This is a genomic window from Mucilaginibacter lacusdianchii (assembly GCF_009770985.1).
GTDB classification, from domain to species: Bacteria; Bacteroidota; Bacteroidia; order Sphingobacteriales; family Sphingobacteriaceae; genus Mucilaginibacter; species Mucilaginibacter lacusdianchii.
The window spans coordinates 1,239,096-1,252,083 of the sequence record NZ_WSRW01000001.1 but is presented as its reverse complement, the minus strand read 5'-3'; the positions used below and the strand labels follow the sequence as shown (position 1 = coordinate 1,252,083).

14 protein-coding genes are annotated in these 12,988 nt (G+C 41.2%); 6 read left to right on the top strand and 8 right to left on the bottom strand.

The window, feature by feature from the left end:
• Positions 1–1,410 (bottom strand): glucuronate isomerase, encoded by a 1,410-nt coding sequence (uxaC, locus tag GPM24_RS05660; protein ID WP_158825747.1) that lies wholly within the window; start codon positions 1,408–1,410, stop codon positions 1–3.
• A 413-nt stretch (positions 1,411–1,823) separates the two neighbouring features.
• Here uxaC and GPM24_RS05655 point away from each other — a divergent pair, with 413 nt between their 5' ends.
• Positions 1,824–2,504 carry a YiaD family glycine zipper/OmpA-like lipoprotein gene (locus GPM24_RS05655; RefSeq protein WP_158825746.1) on the top strand — a complete coding sequence of 227 codons (681 nt, stop codon included), beginning with the start codon at positions 1,824–1,826 and terminating at the stop codon, positions 2,502–2,504.
• A gap of 139 nt (positions 2,505–2,643) precedes the next feature.
• Here the strand turns inward: GPM24_RS05655 and GPM24_RS05650 are convergent, their stop codons facing one another.
• The 3 genes from GPM24_RS05650 to GPM24_RS05640 are packed head-to-tail and all read right to left on the bottom strand — an operon-like array spanning position 2,644 to position 5,458.
• Positions 2,644–3,204, bottom strand: coding sequence for a sugar O-acetyltransferase (locus GPM24_RS05650; RefSeq protein WP_158825745.1), 561 nt, complete (start codon positions 3,202–3,204; stop codon positions 2,644–2,646).
• Between the two features lie 44 nt (positions 3,205–3,248).
• Positions 3,249–4,436, bottom strand: coding sequence for a class I SAM-dependent rRNA methyltransferase (locus GPM24_RS05645; protein WP_158825744.1), 1,188 nt, complete (start codon positions 4,434–4,436; stop codon positions 3,249–3,251).
• 32 nt (positions 4,437–4,468) lie between these two features.
• Positions 4,469–5,458, bottom strand: coding sequence for a hypothetical protein (locus GPM24_RS05640; RefSeq protein WP_158825743.1), 990 nt, complete (start codon positions 5,456–5,458; stop codon positions 4,469–4,471).
• A gap of 119 nt (positions 5,459–5,577) precedes the next feature.
• Between GPM24_RS05640 and GPM24_RS05635 the strand changes: the two genes are divergently transcribed.
• Positions 5,578–6,588: a dipeptide epimerase gene (locus tag GPM24_RS05635; protein ID WP_158825742.1), complete on the top strand. Its 1,011-nt coding sequence runs from the start codon at positions 5,578–5,580 to the stop codon at positions 6,586–6,588.
• On the opposite strand, the gene GPM24_RS05630 is transcribed toward GPM24_RS05635, so the two are convergent.
• The gene (locus GPM24_RS05630) at positions 6,589–7,425 is read right to left on the bottom strand and encodes a UDP-2,3-diacylglucosamine diphosphatase (protein ID WP_369409673.1); all 837 of its coding nucleotides are present in this window, start codon (positions 7,423–7,425) and stop codon (positions 6,589–6,591) included.
• 31 nt (positions 7,426–7,456) lie between these two features.
• On the opposite strand from GPM24_RS05630, the gene GPM24_RS05625 reads away from it, so the two are divergent.
• Together GPM24_RS05625 and GPM24_RS05620 are read left to right on the top strand one after the other, a co-directional pair.
• Positions 7,457–7,738, top strand: coding sequence for a hypothetical protein (locus GPM24_RS05625; RefSeq protein WP_158825741.1), 282 nt, complete (start codon positions 7,457–7,459; stop codon positions 7,736–7,738).
• Positions 7,739–7,847: 109 nt separating this feature from the next.
• On the top strand, positions 7,848–9,239 hold the full coding sequence (locus tag GPM24_RS05620) for an ATP-binding protein (protein WP_158825740.1): 1,392 nt from the start codon (positions 7,848–7,850) through the stop codon (positions 9,237–9,239).
• A gap of 494 nt (positions 9,240–9,733) precedes the next feature.
• On the opposite strand, the gene GPM24_RS05615 is transcribed toward GPM24_RS05620, so the two are convergent.
• The 3 genes from GPM24_RS05615 to GPM24_RS05605 form a co-directional block, all read right to left on the bottom strand.
• Positions 9,734–10,099, bottom strand: coding sequence for a YMGG-like glycine zipper-containing protein (locus GPM24_RS05615; protein WP_233268740.1), 366 nt, complete (start codon positions 10,097–10,099; stop codon positions 9,734–9,736).
• A gap of 235 nt (positions 10,100–10,334) precedes the next feature.
• Positions 10,335–10,649, bottom strand: coding sequence for a hypothetical protein (locus GPM24_RS05610; protein WP_158825739.1), 315 nt, complete (start codon positions 10,647–10,649; stop codon positions 10,335–10,337).
• 95 nt (positions 10,650–10,744) lie between these two features.
• Positions 10,745–10,936: a hypothetical protein gene (locus tag GPM24_RS05605; protein WP_158825738.1), complete on the bottom strand. Its 192-nt coding sequence runs from the start codon at positions 10,934–10,936 to the stop codon at positions 10,745–10,747.
• Between the two features lie 297 nt (positions 10,937–11,233).
• Here GPM24_RS05605 and GPM24_RS05600 point away from each other — a divergent pair, with 297 nt between their 5' ends.
• Positions 11,234–12,445, top strand: coding sequence for a glycosyltransferase (locus GPM24_RS05600; protein WP_158825737.1), 1,212 nt, complete (start codon positions 11,234–11,236; stop codon positions 12,443–12,445).
• 19 nt (positions 12,446–12,464) lie between these two features.
• Positions 12,465–12,794 carry an L-rhamnose mutarotase gene (locus GPM24_RS05595; RefSeq protein ID WP_158825736.1) on the top strand — a complete coding sequence of 110 codons (330 nt, stop codon included), beginning with the start codon at positions 12,465–12,467 and terminating at the stop codon, positions 12,792–12,794.
• Positions 12,795–12,988: the final 194 nt, after the last annotated feature.

Below are 12,988 nucleotides of genomic sequence, written 5' to 3'. Positions count from 1 at the left end.
TTATTTATCAAAAGGGAAGTAATTTTTAGCGTTGTAGTAGCAGATGTCCTGTACAATTTTACCGGTCCATTCAATATCATTAGGCAGTTCACCATTCTCAATATCATCGCCAAACAGGTTACACACCAAACGGCGGAAATACTCGTGACGCGGAAACGACAGGAAGCTGCGCGAATCAGTAAGCATACCAATAAATTTACTCAGCAAGCCCATATTTGACAACGCGTTCATCTGACGAATCATACCGTCTTTCTGATCCAAAAACCACCAAGCTGAGCCAAATTGTACTTTACCGGCTATTGAGCCATCGTTAAAATTGCCAATCATGGTAGCCATCAACTCGTTATCAGCAGGGTTAAGGTTATAGATAATGGTTTTAGCCAGTTTATCTTCGGTATCCAGCTTATTCAGGAATTTAGACAATGCACGTGCCTGCGGAAAATCACCTATAGAATCAAAGCCGGTATCTGGCCCCAGTTTGGTTAATAAACGGTTGTTATTGTTGCGCAAAGCACCCAGGTGAAACTGCTGTACCCAACCTTTTTCATGATCCCAAATGGCAAAATGGAACAGCATAGCCGATTTGAATTTCAGAATATCACCCGGCATCAGCACTTCATTGGCTCTTATTTTTAAGAAAATAGCGCGGATCTCATCATCGGTATAATCTTCGGCATAAATTTGCTCCAGGCCGTGATCGGATACCGAGCAACCGTTTTCGGCAAAGTAATCGTGGCGTTTTTTGAGTGCCGATAAATAATCTTCAAAGCTGCTGATGCTAACGTTGGCCACTTCTTCCAGTTTGCTGATGTAGGCATTCAATCCGGCAACATCATCGGCATTCATGGCTTTATCCGGACGGTATGCCGGTAAAAGTTTTACTGCCGCATCCGGCTGTTGTTTTATTTTTTGGTGAAATTCTAAATTATCCAATGGATCATCAGTGGTACAAATGGCTTCCACATTCATTTTTTTGATGAGACCCTGTACCGAGTATTCGGGCGTTTGCAGCTTGGCCGTACATTCATCGTAAATTTGTTGTGCTGTTTTGGGCGACAACAAATCATGTATATCAAAGTAACGCTGTAATTCTAAATGCGTCCAGTGGTATAATGGGTTGCGTAGGGTATAGGGTACGGTGGCGGCCCACTGTTCAAATTTTTCAAAGTCGCTTTTGCCGCCGGTAATGTAATCTTCGTTGATACCGTTGGTACGCATAGCGCGCCATTTGTAGTGATCGCCATACAGCCAAACCTGAGTCAAATTTTTAAAGTTGATGTTATTGGCAATCTGATCGGGAAGCAAATGACAGTGATAATCTATGATAGGCAAATGCTTAGCATAATCATGATACAAGCGTTGTGCGGTAGGCGTTTGCAGCAAAAAATTTTCGTCCAAAAAGTTTTTCATAACTAGTACTGGCAGCTTATACTAAGCTTATTTTATTATACGATGAATTGGTTTATAAAGCGTACGTTCAACACAAAGTACGTCGCTGATTTTATTGCAGTTATGTGCCTAATGCAAACTAAACAATAAATCATCAGCAATTTTAATCGATTTTATAATTGAAACAGCATGAATACCAATAAAAAACTCCGCAAACGTTTGCTTTGCCCGCAAACATGGTTTCCTGGCACTTCATATTGTTAAATTTTGTTATAACATACTTCATAGCATCAGATGGCTCTTAAATAAAAAAAGACAAAGCACAGTTGGCAAACAAAGGTTCTTTCATAATAGTGCTTATGCACTTATCGATTGCTTTTATAACTTTGGCACTCGCTTTGTAACATACTTGATGCACAAATTCAATCTTAACAATGAAAACATTAACATTTAAAACAGCTATTGTAACTATGGCTATTGCTACGGCAAGCTTAATTGGTTCTGGCTGTAACTCTCTTACTAAAACACAAAAAGGTGCTGCCATTGGTGCTGGCGCCGGTGGTACCATTGGTGCCCTTATAGGTAAAAGTGCAGGTAATACTGCGTTAGGTGCTATTATTGGTGGTGCCGTTGGTGGTACAGCCGGTGCTTTTATTGGTCGTAAAATGGACCGCCAAGCTGCTGAAATTAAACAAACTGTACCGGGCGCAACTGTTGAACGCCAGGGCGAAGGTATTTTGGTGAAATTTGATTCAGGTATTTTGTTTGATGTAAACAAAACTGACTTGAAATCAGCTGCGCAAAGCAATTTGCAAAATCTGGCTACTTCGCTGAACAATAATCAAGGTACCAATATACTGATTGTAGGTCATACCGATAACACAGGTAGTGCATCCTTAAACCAGGATTTATCAGTTAGACGTGCGCAATCGGTAAAATCTTACTTAACTTCTAACGGTGTAACTGGTGGTCGTTTAACTACACAAGGTAAAGGATTTAGCGAACCGATTGCTGATAACAGTACTGAAGCCGGTCGTGCTCAAAACCGCCGTGTAGAGATTGTAATTGTAGCTAATGATCAGTTAAAACAAGAGGCAAAACAAAACGCCGGTTAATACTTGATTATTTAATTAAAAAGCCCTTTGCTGCTACGCAAAGGGCTTTTTTTATGTTTATCCCAAGGTTATATCAATACTTTAAGGCTTCTGCAATTAAGGTAATTGATAAACCTTAGCTAATAAGGTATATAACAAATCAACTTTCAATCGCCCGAATTACGCGGCACGGATTACCTGCGGCTACAACATTAGCCGGGATATTTTTGGTGACTACGCTGCCGGCACCAATGGTGGTATTATCGCCAATGGTAACACCGGGACAAATGATAACACCGCCGCCAATCCAAACGTTATTACCAATGGTAACAGGGGCGGCTAGCTCCGGGCCTTTGATGCGCTCTGACGCAATAACCGGATGGTAAGCGGCATAAATTTGCACGTTAGGTGCTAAAGCTACATTGTTACCAAAAGTTACGCGCGCACAGTCCAGTATAATGCAGTTAAAATTAATAAACAGATTATCGCCAGCGTAAATATTACTGCCATAATCGCAGTAAAAAGGGGCTTGTATATCGATACGATCAGTGCAAGCACCTAATAACTCTTTAAGTAAAGATTTGCGTTGGTGATCATAGGCATAGCTGGTTGTATTATAGGCTACAAATAGTTCGCGGGCTTTCAGGCGCATATCTGTCAGCTGTTTGTCGCTGGCATCATACAATTCGCCCGAAAGCATTTTTTCCAGTTCTGTTTTCATAGAATAAACTTACAACTCATTTTACAAAGAATAGTTGATATTTATTACAGTACCCGGCACAATAACCCTTTCAAATATTCTCCCTCTGGAAATGATGCTCGTACGGGGTGATCTTCGGGTTGGCAAAACTGGTAGATGAACTGTACCTGCTTCCCGGCATCCAGCGCAGCCCAGGCCAGTACCTGTTTAAAGGTGTCAATATCCATTGCCCCCGAGCATGAGAAGGTAGCCAGCAGTCCGCCACTGTTAAGCAGCAACATGGCAATACGGTTTAAGTCTTTATACGCGCGTGAAGCCCTGTCCAATGCCGAGCGGGATGGGGCATATTTAGGCGGATCCAATACAATTACGTCAAACTTTTCACCTTCTTCTTTAAAGCGGCGCAGTTGTTTGTTTACGTCCGATTGTATGGCCGAATGCTTACTGGCGTCCAGCTTATTCAGTTCAATATTTTTGCGTAAAGTATCAATGGCTAAGGCCGAGCTATCTACGCTGGTAACCGAAGCGGCACCGTGTTGTAAGCTGTTGAGGGTAAAACCTCCTGTATAGCAAAAGCAATCCAACACCTTTTTGCCGGCGGTATGCGTAGCCAATATATGGCGGTTATCGCGCTGGTCGCAATAAAAGCCCGATTTTTGGCCTTCGGCAATGTTGATGCCATAAACGATCTTATTCTCTTTTACTTCAACCAGTTCGGGCGGAGCGTCACCAGCCAGTACTTCATTAGCGGTCTCCAGTCCTTCATGCGCACGTGATGAAGCGTCGCTTTTATCATAAATGCCTTTGGGTTGCAACAGGCGCTGCAATTCATCAATAATTACAGCTTTATTGTTTTCGATACCTGAAGTTAAAATTTGAAGCGACAGGTAATCGGCATATTTGTCTACAATTAATCCCGGCAGGTAATCGGCCTCGCTAAAAATAAGTCGGCAGGTATTGTTGCTACCATCCTGTAAAATATTGCTGCGACTTTGTACAGCGATAGCTACCTTTTGACGGAACCAAGTGTCATTAACCGGCGTATTCTCATTCCACTCTAGTAAGCGCAGAGCCACACGCGATTCTTTATTATAAAAGCCATAAGCCATAAAGCCGCCTTGCGCATCCAATAAGCGTACTATATCGCCATTGGCCGGTTTCCCTTTTATCCGTTCTACCGCGCCTGAAAATACCCAGGGGTGGCGTTGCAGCACCGCTTTTTCTTTACCTTTTTTCAGGATCACATCAATCATGCGGCAAAGATACAAATTATAAGAAAGGAGAATTACAGCGGCAAATCAATCTCGCTGTTATCTATTACGCTTTCATCTGGCTTAAATAAAAAGCTCATGGGCGCTTCGGGGTTTTTGATGATTTCAAACAATACAAATCCCCATTTTTTCCAGAAGCTTTCCAGCACTTGCCCGTAAGTTTTGTTTTGCCACATATCAAATGTAGGCTTACCACCCATACCGCGCAGGGCCATCGCTTCCAAGTAAATTTCATCACCTACAGGCAATACGTTGTATTCGGGCAGCTTGTTAAACAAAAAGGCCGAATAAAATATACGGGCGTTCATCTCTTCGAACTGTATGGGGTGTAGGGTACGGTTTTGCCATTGCTCGTACAAATCGCGGTGATACCGTGCATTAGCCCCATTATCCTGCAGGCATATAATCAAACCAAAATCCTGAATGCGTAGCGAAAAGGTAAGCGTATTGATTTCGTCGCGATAGCCAAACTCATTTTCGGCATTATTCACCTTAAACAGAAATAAACTGAAGGGTGTAAACTCGTCAAACACCAGTGGCATATTTAAGCTTTGCAGCATTAGGTGCAGGTGGCTAAATTTGTGTATCAGCGCCTGCGACATACTGAAACCTTCGCCACTTACATGTTGCTGGCGTATACCGGCCTGTATTTCGTTAAAAACAATGCCATACAGCAACTTACCCGCCCATTGAAACAGCAGCATAGGGTCCAATGCTTTCACAGCCTGGTATCCTTGCGTAAATGCCTCGGCTATAGTATTTTCCAACGGTGCAATGTATTGCTCGTTGGTACTAGCGGCACAAGGCAGTTTTAAATCTTTGTAGGTGGCGTAACTCTCGTCAAGCAGTTTAAACGGCTGATCGGCCAGGTTATAACGGCTCATTAACCAAGCCGGGAATACCTGAATCTTTTCTTCTTCAGATGACAAAACCTGGCCGGTTAAAAAACAGTTGCGGTTACTAAAATTTAACGGGTTGAACGGACTATATAGAGTTGGCGCCATGCGGCAAAGATACATACCACAGTTAAAGCATCCGGCGGGCAAATATGTAAGAATTGTAAAATACCATAATCATCCCAAGTTGATTTTTCAGAGCATCTTTTCTTACCTTTCATTTGGATATGAAACTAACCTACACTACCTACCAACTGCAACTCAAGAACCGCTTTACCATCGCCAATTATTCGCGTACAGCTACACCACTGATGCTGGTACAATTAAACTATGAAGGATATACAGGTTATGGCGAAGCTTCGATGGTGCCTTACATGGGCGAAAGCTGGGCATCGGCCACCAGTTTTTTACAGAAAGTAGATGTAAGCCGGTTTATTTATCCATTTAATTATGCAGAAATCATCAATTATCTGGATAGCCTGGCGCCGGGCAATCCGGCCATCAAAGCGGCCATTGATATTGCGTTGCACGATTTAGACGGTAAGCTACAACAAAAGCCCTGCTGGCAACTGCTAGGCAGTAATCCTGCATTGATGCCGGTAACCAGCTACACCGTGGGTATGGATACACCCGAAATACTTGCTCAAAAAGTAAAGGAAGCGCCTAATGTAAGCGTAATCAAGGTAAAGTTGGGTAGCGATGATGACCGCAAGATAATAAACGCTATTCGTACAGTAACTGACCTGCCGTTGTACGTAGACGCCAACCAAGGCTGGACCAACAGGGAGCAAAGCCTTGACTTGATTTGCTGGCTGCACGAGCAGGGCGTACAGCTTATTGAGCAACCCATGCTTAAAACTGATCCGGATAGTAACGCCTGGCTTACCGAACGTAGTCCCATTCCTATTCTGGGCGATGAATCGGTTCGACGTTTGGCCGATGTGCATAAGGCGCATGGCGTTTATCATGGCATCAATATCAAATTGATGAAATCGGCAGGTATGTATGAGGCGAGGCAAATGATAATAAAGGCGCGTGAATTGAAAATAAAGATATTGATTGGCTCTATGAGTGAAACCAGCTGCGCAACCCTGGCCGCAGCGGCCCTTGCCCCTCAATGTGATTGGACAGATTTGGATGGACCGCTGCTAACCAGTAACAATCCGTTTGCTATGCCTGCATTTGCAGATGGAAAGTGGGTATTGAATGATAATGCAGGGTTGGGGCTAACAATGTAATTACCCTCTCAATTGATCTTGTTCAAAATACAGTAAATCAACCTTCCCATTTTCCATTACGGCGTATGAGCGGTAATGGATCCATTCGCCTAAATTAATATACTGGCTATCATCACTCAGTTGAATAACCAGCGGAATATGGCGGTGGCCAAAAATCATGTAATCGTAATGTGATTGCTGCAGCGTTTCGCGGGCAAAAGTAACTAGCCATTCGTTTTCATATAGCTTTTGCTCTTTAGGAGCTGCATTAGCTACACGGCTATGCTGCGACCAGCGGCTGGCCAGCCCAAACGTAAAATTAGGATGTATGCGTGCCAGCATCCATTGTAAAAAGCGGTTACGAAACAGCTTCTTAAGCATTTTATATTTAGCATCACCAGGGCCTAAGCCGTCACCATGATGAATATATAGCTTTTTGCCCTGCCGTTCCAAAATCATTTCATTGCTGATAAGAGTGGCGTTCAGTTCTTGTTCAAAGTAATTGAACATCCACATATCATGGTTGCCCCTGAACAGGTAAAGTTTCACACCAGCGTCTGATAATTCGGCCAGCTTGCCCAAAAAGCGTACGTACCCTTTGGGTACCACCGAGCGATACTCAAACCAAAAATCAAAAATATCGCCCACCAAAAATAGTTCGGCAGCATCATGCTTAATGCTGTCGAACCAGCGCACCAGATAATCTTCGCGCTCGCGACTGGCGGCATAGGTAACAGCGCCTAAATGAAAATCGGATGCAAAATAAATTTTGGTACGGGCGGTCATGAGCGTCAAAAATAAGGTTTTTGCAAATTGGTAGATAGAAAAGAAAGTGTTCTTTAACTTTAATGTTTTCACTGAAATTATATTCACAACTTAATTATATATCATGTTACTATCTACAGTAGCTCAATTTAAAACCAGCAAGTGTTTTAGTATAGTAGGTATTGGGCAAGTACTTACCGGAAATATAATTGAAGGCGTTATTGATGCCGGCTATTATATCCAATTAGATGGTATAAGTTACAAGATTGACTCTGTAGAAGCTGTAGACTATGTGAGTAGGGGAGAATCTGAAACAGGCTTGATATTTGACGTTGCGCCAAATGAGTTTCAAACCAGCGTAGCTAATGTTTTAGGGCAGATAATAAGTATTACTACACTGCCTTGATTTAAGAACAAAGATAGGTTTACATAGGCTGTATATAGTTCATTTTATCTAAGCTATAAGTTTCCCTTTTTTAGCTTAAATTTCGGCGCTTCTTTATAGCGCTTCCCCTATGCTTTTTTACAGGAAATTATCCCGTTATATATTCCCTTTACTGCTTATTGTAGCGGTTACTTTGTTTAAATTGAGTTTTAATGAATTACTGGGCGCTCGTACACCATTTTTGCTATACACCGCTGTTATCGTAGCTACGATCTGGTATTCGGGTTGGGCTATTGGACTAATCACAAATTTTGTTTGCGTAGGTATCGTCGACTATTATTTTATTCAGCCATATCATTCTTTTATAATGCCGTCGCGCATAGGCATACAAGTGGCCGTTTTTACTGGGCAAAACTTGTTGGTTGCTGTTATGGGATATTCCATGAAACGGGCGTTGAAGAAGAGCGAGGCAGCCGAAAACAAATTCAGGCTGTTAATAGAACAGGCCTGCGATTTGCTGGTACTTAGGAATGAAGTTGGTAAAGCAATTTACGTAAGTCCGAAGGTAAAAGAGATATTTGGTTATTCGCCTCAAGAATATGAGGCACAGATAATAGACAGGCTCTATACGCCCAAATCTTTAACAGAGTATAAAGGTAGTGTTGAGCAGATATTGGCAATACCCGGAGGCTGTAGTTTTGTAAAGCTCCAGTTTATCCGTAAAGATGGCAGCTATGGTTGGCTGGAAGGAGAAGTTTTTAATTACCTGACTGAACCGGGTATTTACGCCATGGTGTCGCACTTTAGAGATGTAACTGAGCGAATAGGCATTGAAGCGCAAAAAGACAGCTTTATAGGTATTGCAAGCCATGAACTCAAAACGCCACTTACCTCCATTAAGGCTTACCTGCAAGTAATGGAATCAAAAGCAAAAAGACATGATGATCCGTTCTTTAAAGATGCGCTAACTAAAGTAAATCATCAAATTAAGAAAATGACGGTAATGATTAACGGATTTTTAAATCTGTCGCGCTTTGAATCGGGTAAGTTGCATTTGGATAAGGAAACGTTTAATCTTAATGATTTGGTACAGGAGATTATTGATGAAAACCGGCTGATTATGAGTGGGCACGAAATTGACTTCAAACCGGTATCTGACGTGTATGTTTATGCCGACCGAGACAAGATTGGATCTGTAATATCCAACCTCATCAGCAACGCTGCTAAATATTCTGTAAACGGCAAAGTTATCAATATAGCTACAGAAATAACTAATAAGCACGTGCAGATTAGTGTGCAAGATTTTGGTATGGGTATTAAACCCGAAGATAAAAAGCGGCTTTTTGAGCGGTATTACCGGGTTGAGGCTGAGCAAAACAAAATTATATCGGGCTTTGGTATTGGCCTTTATTTAAGTGCTGAAATTATAAAACTACATGATGGTTCTATTTGGGTAGAAAGTGAGATAGGAAAAGGGTCAATTTTTTATTTTACCATATCATCGGTTGTTGATATGGCGTAAGCAACAGCAGAATTTTAATTATAGCTTTTGTCTATAATAGTTTTGAATAGTTATAGCTTTTATAAAAATTCAAAAAACAGGTTATCAGTAATCATATAAAACCTATTATAACAAGCTTGCCACATTAAATAGCCATATTCTGCGTATATTGCAGCCGTTATTTTATTCATATATTTTATATGCTTTTAGCAATTGCAAGTACCGGACTTAGCTATTGGGCCATTATTGTAGCTTGTTGCATTGTGGCCTTTTTGCTGTTTGTAAAAGTTATTAAATTTTGGCTAAAAGCCATATTGGTAGTCGCTTTAATTATACTGGTGGGCAAATGCTATTTTAACCGAAAAACAACCACACACGGACGAAGAACAAGTATGGAATTGACTGGCTTTAATTATTTCCAACAAGCCACATAAAAACAACACATTTAAATAAAAGTCTTCCAACAAAAAAAGCCTTTGTGTTATCACAAAGGCTTTTTTATAAACCGGTATTTATTATCTGTAGTTGGCATAACGTACATTACGGTATGAAGGGTAACCTTGGTAACGGGTACGGTAGTTTACCTCGCGGTTTCGGGTATAGTAACCGTTGGAATATCCCTGACGGTAAGCTGCCTGGCGTTTTTGTACGGTACGGCGATGTTCGTTACCTACAATATAACCACCACCAGCGCCAATGGCTGCACCAATTAAAGCACCTTTTACGTTGTTGCCAATTATTGCACCTAGCAAGGCGCCGCCTGCACCGCCAATTAAAGCACCTTTAGCTTGTGAACTCATGGGACGGCGTTGTGCCTGAACATTTATATTGGTTAATAGAAATCCAGCTATTAAACTCCAAACAAAAATCATCTTTTTCATAATCGTATTGTTTAAGTAACTAATTATAATTTTCAGATAGATTTTTTGCAGGAGGGTTTAATGAAATGATATTAAAGTTTTTATTTAAAGCTATAAGCAATTGATTGTCAAAGCAATTATTTGCTATCTGATTTGTAGGTAAACGGCTTAAATCAAAGTATCACAAAAATAAAACAGGGCTTTTCTATAATGAAAAGCCCTGCAAATGCTTAAATAGTAAAATGTTGGCTAAACTTTAACGCTTAGGTGCTGCCGAACGTTTAGTTGTGGTTTTATGTACTACCCGCGATGACGTTGCAGAGCTTTTGGTGGCTACCGATGTTTGCCGCGCTGCCGGTTTACTGGTGGTTGTAGTTGTAGTGGTTTGCGCAGCTGGTGTGGTGTTAACATTTACAGTAGTAGCTGCAGGTGTTGTACGAGGGCTGGCTTTGACCACTTTTTTATACTTGTTCCTTTTTACCTTTATTTTCACTGAGTCTGTTTGTGCATAAGTGCTGCTTACGCTGAACAGGCCAAACATAGCCATTGCTAAAAACCATCCTTTTCTCATAGTGCGAATATTAAGTTTATCATTAAAATATAGGTATGATAACTACTACGTTACAAAAAATGTTTGCAAACAGTAATACAAGTAAGTAATAGTGATTATAACTTAACCGTTGTAATTTCAAAGATTACCATATTGCCGGTAGATTTATCGCCGCTAATGTGTTTAAATTTATAAAGGCGGCTAAGCAAAGTTTCGAACATGATTAGGGTAGGCACGGTACTCTTGAACCGCAGGTCGTAATATACGCGGTCACCAGGCTTTAGAAATGCACAATTTACGTGCGCCATATGTTGCACAATGTAATCAGATGGGCTAAGCATAAAAGGAACGGCTAAAAGACATTCGAAGTTATAAAACTTTTTAGAATATTTAGGTAAAAGAAAGTGCATTTATAAGCCGGTTAGCCTTAACTTTTTCTTGCTTTAACGTTCAACAGAGCGCTATAATCTTCTTGCTAAAACAAGATTTTGACTTCATCATTCCGGTTTGGGCTAAGCCAGCAATAAAAAGTTGGCATCGTTTTTTCTGAATACTGATATATATATGTTAATTTACCTACTTTTTAGTATACCTAGCCCCAACGCATGACATTAGAAGGCAAGTTTATTGTAATTTTAGGCAATACCCGTTTTGATGGCTTTATACAATCCACCTCATTTTTTATAGCACGTAATTTGGCTAAAAAAAATAAAGTGTTTTTTATAGAGTATCCGTTTACCCTGAAAGACTACATCCAGCAGCGTAAAGGGGAAGAAGTAAAATCGAGAAGGGATGATTTTAAGATAACATCAACCGGTATAAAAGATACTGATATGCCGGGGCTTAAAGTCATTGTATGTCCGCCGGTGCTTCCCATCAATTTTTTGCCCGAGGGTAAGTTGTACCGTGCGGCTTTAAAATTCAATGAACTGCTGCTCTCCAGCCGTATCAATAAAGCGTTAAAAAGTGAAGGGGTTACCAATTTCATTTATATCAATGCCTTCAACTTTCATTACCCTGGACTGGCCAAATATATCAAACCCAGCTATACTGTTTACCAATGTGTAGATCCGATGATTGTGCCATATGATATAAAACACGGTATACAATCTGAAAATGAACTGGTGAAAACGTCTAACCTGGTAATATGTACCAGTAAGGCGCTTTACGAAGAGAAGAAGCAGCAAAACCCTAACACATATTTAGTACCAAATGGCGCCGATGTGCATCATTTTGCCACAGTGCTTGATCCGGCTGTACCGGTTCATCCTAAACTGAACAATGTACGCCGGCCTGTTATTGGCTATATTGGCAGTATAGAGCGCCGTATTGATTATCCGTTGCTTGTGGCTGTGGTAGCCGCCAATGCTGATAAATCATTCATCCTGGCCGGACCACACTGGCCTGAGTATATCCCGGAACAGTTGTTAAAAGCGCCTAACGTGAAATTTATAGGTCCGGTACTGTATGATGAAGCGCCCCAGTTGCTGAAAGGATTTGACGTAGCCATTATTCCGTTTAAAAAAGACGAAGTAAGCCGCACCTTGTTCCCACTAAAACTTTTTGAATACCTGGCAGCCGGCAAGCCGGTTATATCTACCGATTTCAATCCCGATTTACAACAATATACCGAAGGTGCCGTACGTTTTGCTGCTGATGCCAACGCGTTTAATCAGGCTATTGAAGCCGCTTTGCAGGATAATGCGCCTAATGTAGTAGCACACCGCAGCGCCGTAGCCGCCAACAACAGTTGGGAAAAACGTACCGAGAGCTTTGGCGAGATTATCAATGCGCAACTGTCGCCGCAAATGGCGTAATGCATAAAACTTACAGATCATGAACCGCTATTGCTTTACCCTTGATTTGGCCGACGACCCTGCACTGATTGCCGAGTACGAAAAATGGCACCAAAACATATGGCCCGAAATACTGCAAAGCATCACTGAAGCAGGCATTACACAAATGGAAATTTACCGTTTTGCCAACCGCCTGTTTATGATCATGGATGTTAACGACACATTCAGTTTCGACAAAAAGGCCGCAGTTGATGCGGCCAACGACAAAGTGCAGGAGTGGGAACAACTGATGTGGAAATACCAGCGCCCTTTACCGCAAGCCCGCCCCGGCGAAAAGTGGGTATTGATGGAGCGGATTTTTGAGTTGTAGGTAAGGAACAATTGCTTGATTTTGCAATCGTCCCTTTTATAGTTATTGAATTTGACTAATTTATTTGCTTCTATAAACGTCCAGCTTTAGAACTAAAGAAGATCGTTTTGTTAATATATTCAAGAAGTTAAAAACTGTTTGTCAAATCATAATAAAAATATACTTTAGTAAACATTCTTTCCCGCTAGTCGTCA

Excerpts from the sequence above, each read along its gene's own strand:
- uxaC (WP_158825747.1), bottom strand. The coding sequence starts at position 1,410 with ATGAAAAACTTTTTGGACGAAAATTTTTTGCTGCAAACGCCTACCGCA.
- GPM24_RS05655 (WP_158825746.1), top strand. The coding sequence starts at position 1,824 with ATGAAAACATTAACATTTAAAACAGCTATTGTAACTATGGCTATTGCT.
- GPM24_RS05650 (WP_158825745.1), bottom strand. The coding sequence starts at position 3,204 with ATGAAAACAGAACTGGAAAAAATGCTTTCGGGCGAATTGTATGATGCC.
- GPM24_RS05645 (WP_158825744.1), bottom strand. The coding sequence starts at position 4,436 with ATGATTGATGTGATCCTGAAAAAAGGTAAAGAAAAAGCGGTGCTGCAA.
- GPM24_RS05640 (WP_158825743.1), bottom strand. The coding sequence starts at position 5,458 with ATGGCGCCAACTCTATATAGTCCGTTCAACCCGTTAAATTTTAGTAAC.
- GPM24_RS05635 (WP_158825742.1), top strand. The coding sequence starts at position 5,578 with ATGAAACTAACCTACACTACCTACCAACTGCAACTCAAGAACCGCTTT.
- GPM24_RS05625 (WP_158825741.1), top strand. The coding sequence starts at position 7,457 with ATGTTACTATCTACAGTAGCTCAATTTAAAACCAGCAAGTGTTTTAGT.
- GPM24_RS05620 (WP_158825740.1), top strand. The coding sequence starts at position 7,848 with ATGCTTTTTTACAGGAAATTATCCCGTTATATATTCCCTTTACTGCTT.
- GPM24_RS05615 (WP_233268740.1), bottom strand. The coding sequence starts at position 10,099 with ATGAAAAAGATGATTTTTGTTTGGAGTTTAATAGCTGGATTTCTATTA.
- GPM24_RS05610 (WP_158825739.1), bottom strand. The coding sequence starts at position 10,649 with ATGAGAAAAGGATGGTTTTTAGCAATGGCTATGTTTGGCCTGTTCAGC.
- GPM24_RS05605 (WP_158825738.1), bottom strand. The coding sequence starts at position 10,936 with ATGGCGCACGTAAATTGTGCATTTCTAAAGCCTGGTGACCGCGTATAT.
- GPM24_RS05600 (WP_158825737.1), top strand. The coding sequence starts at position 11,234 with ATGACATTAGAAGGCAAGTTTATTGTAATTTTAGGCAATACCCGTTTT.
- GPM24_RS05595 (WP_158825736.1), top strand. The coding sequence starts at position 12,465 with ATGAACCGCTATTGCTTTACCCTTGATTTGGCCGACGACCCTGCACTG.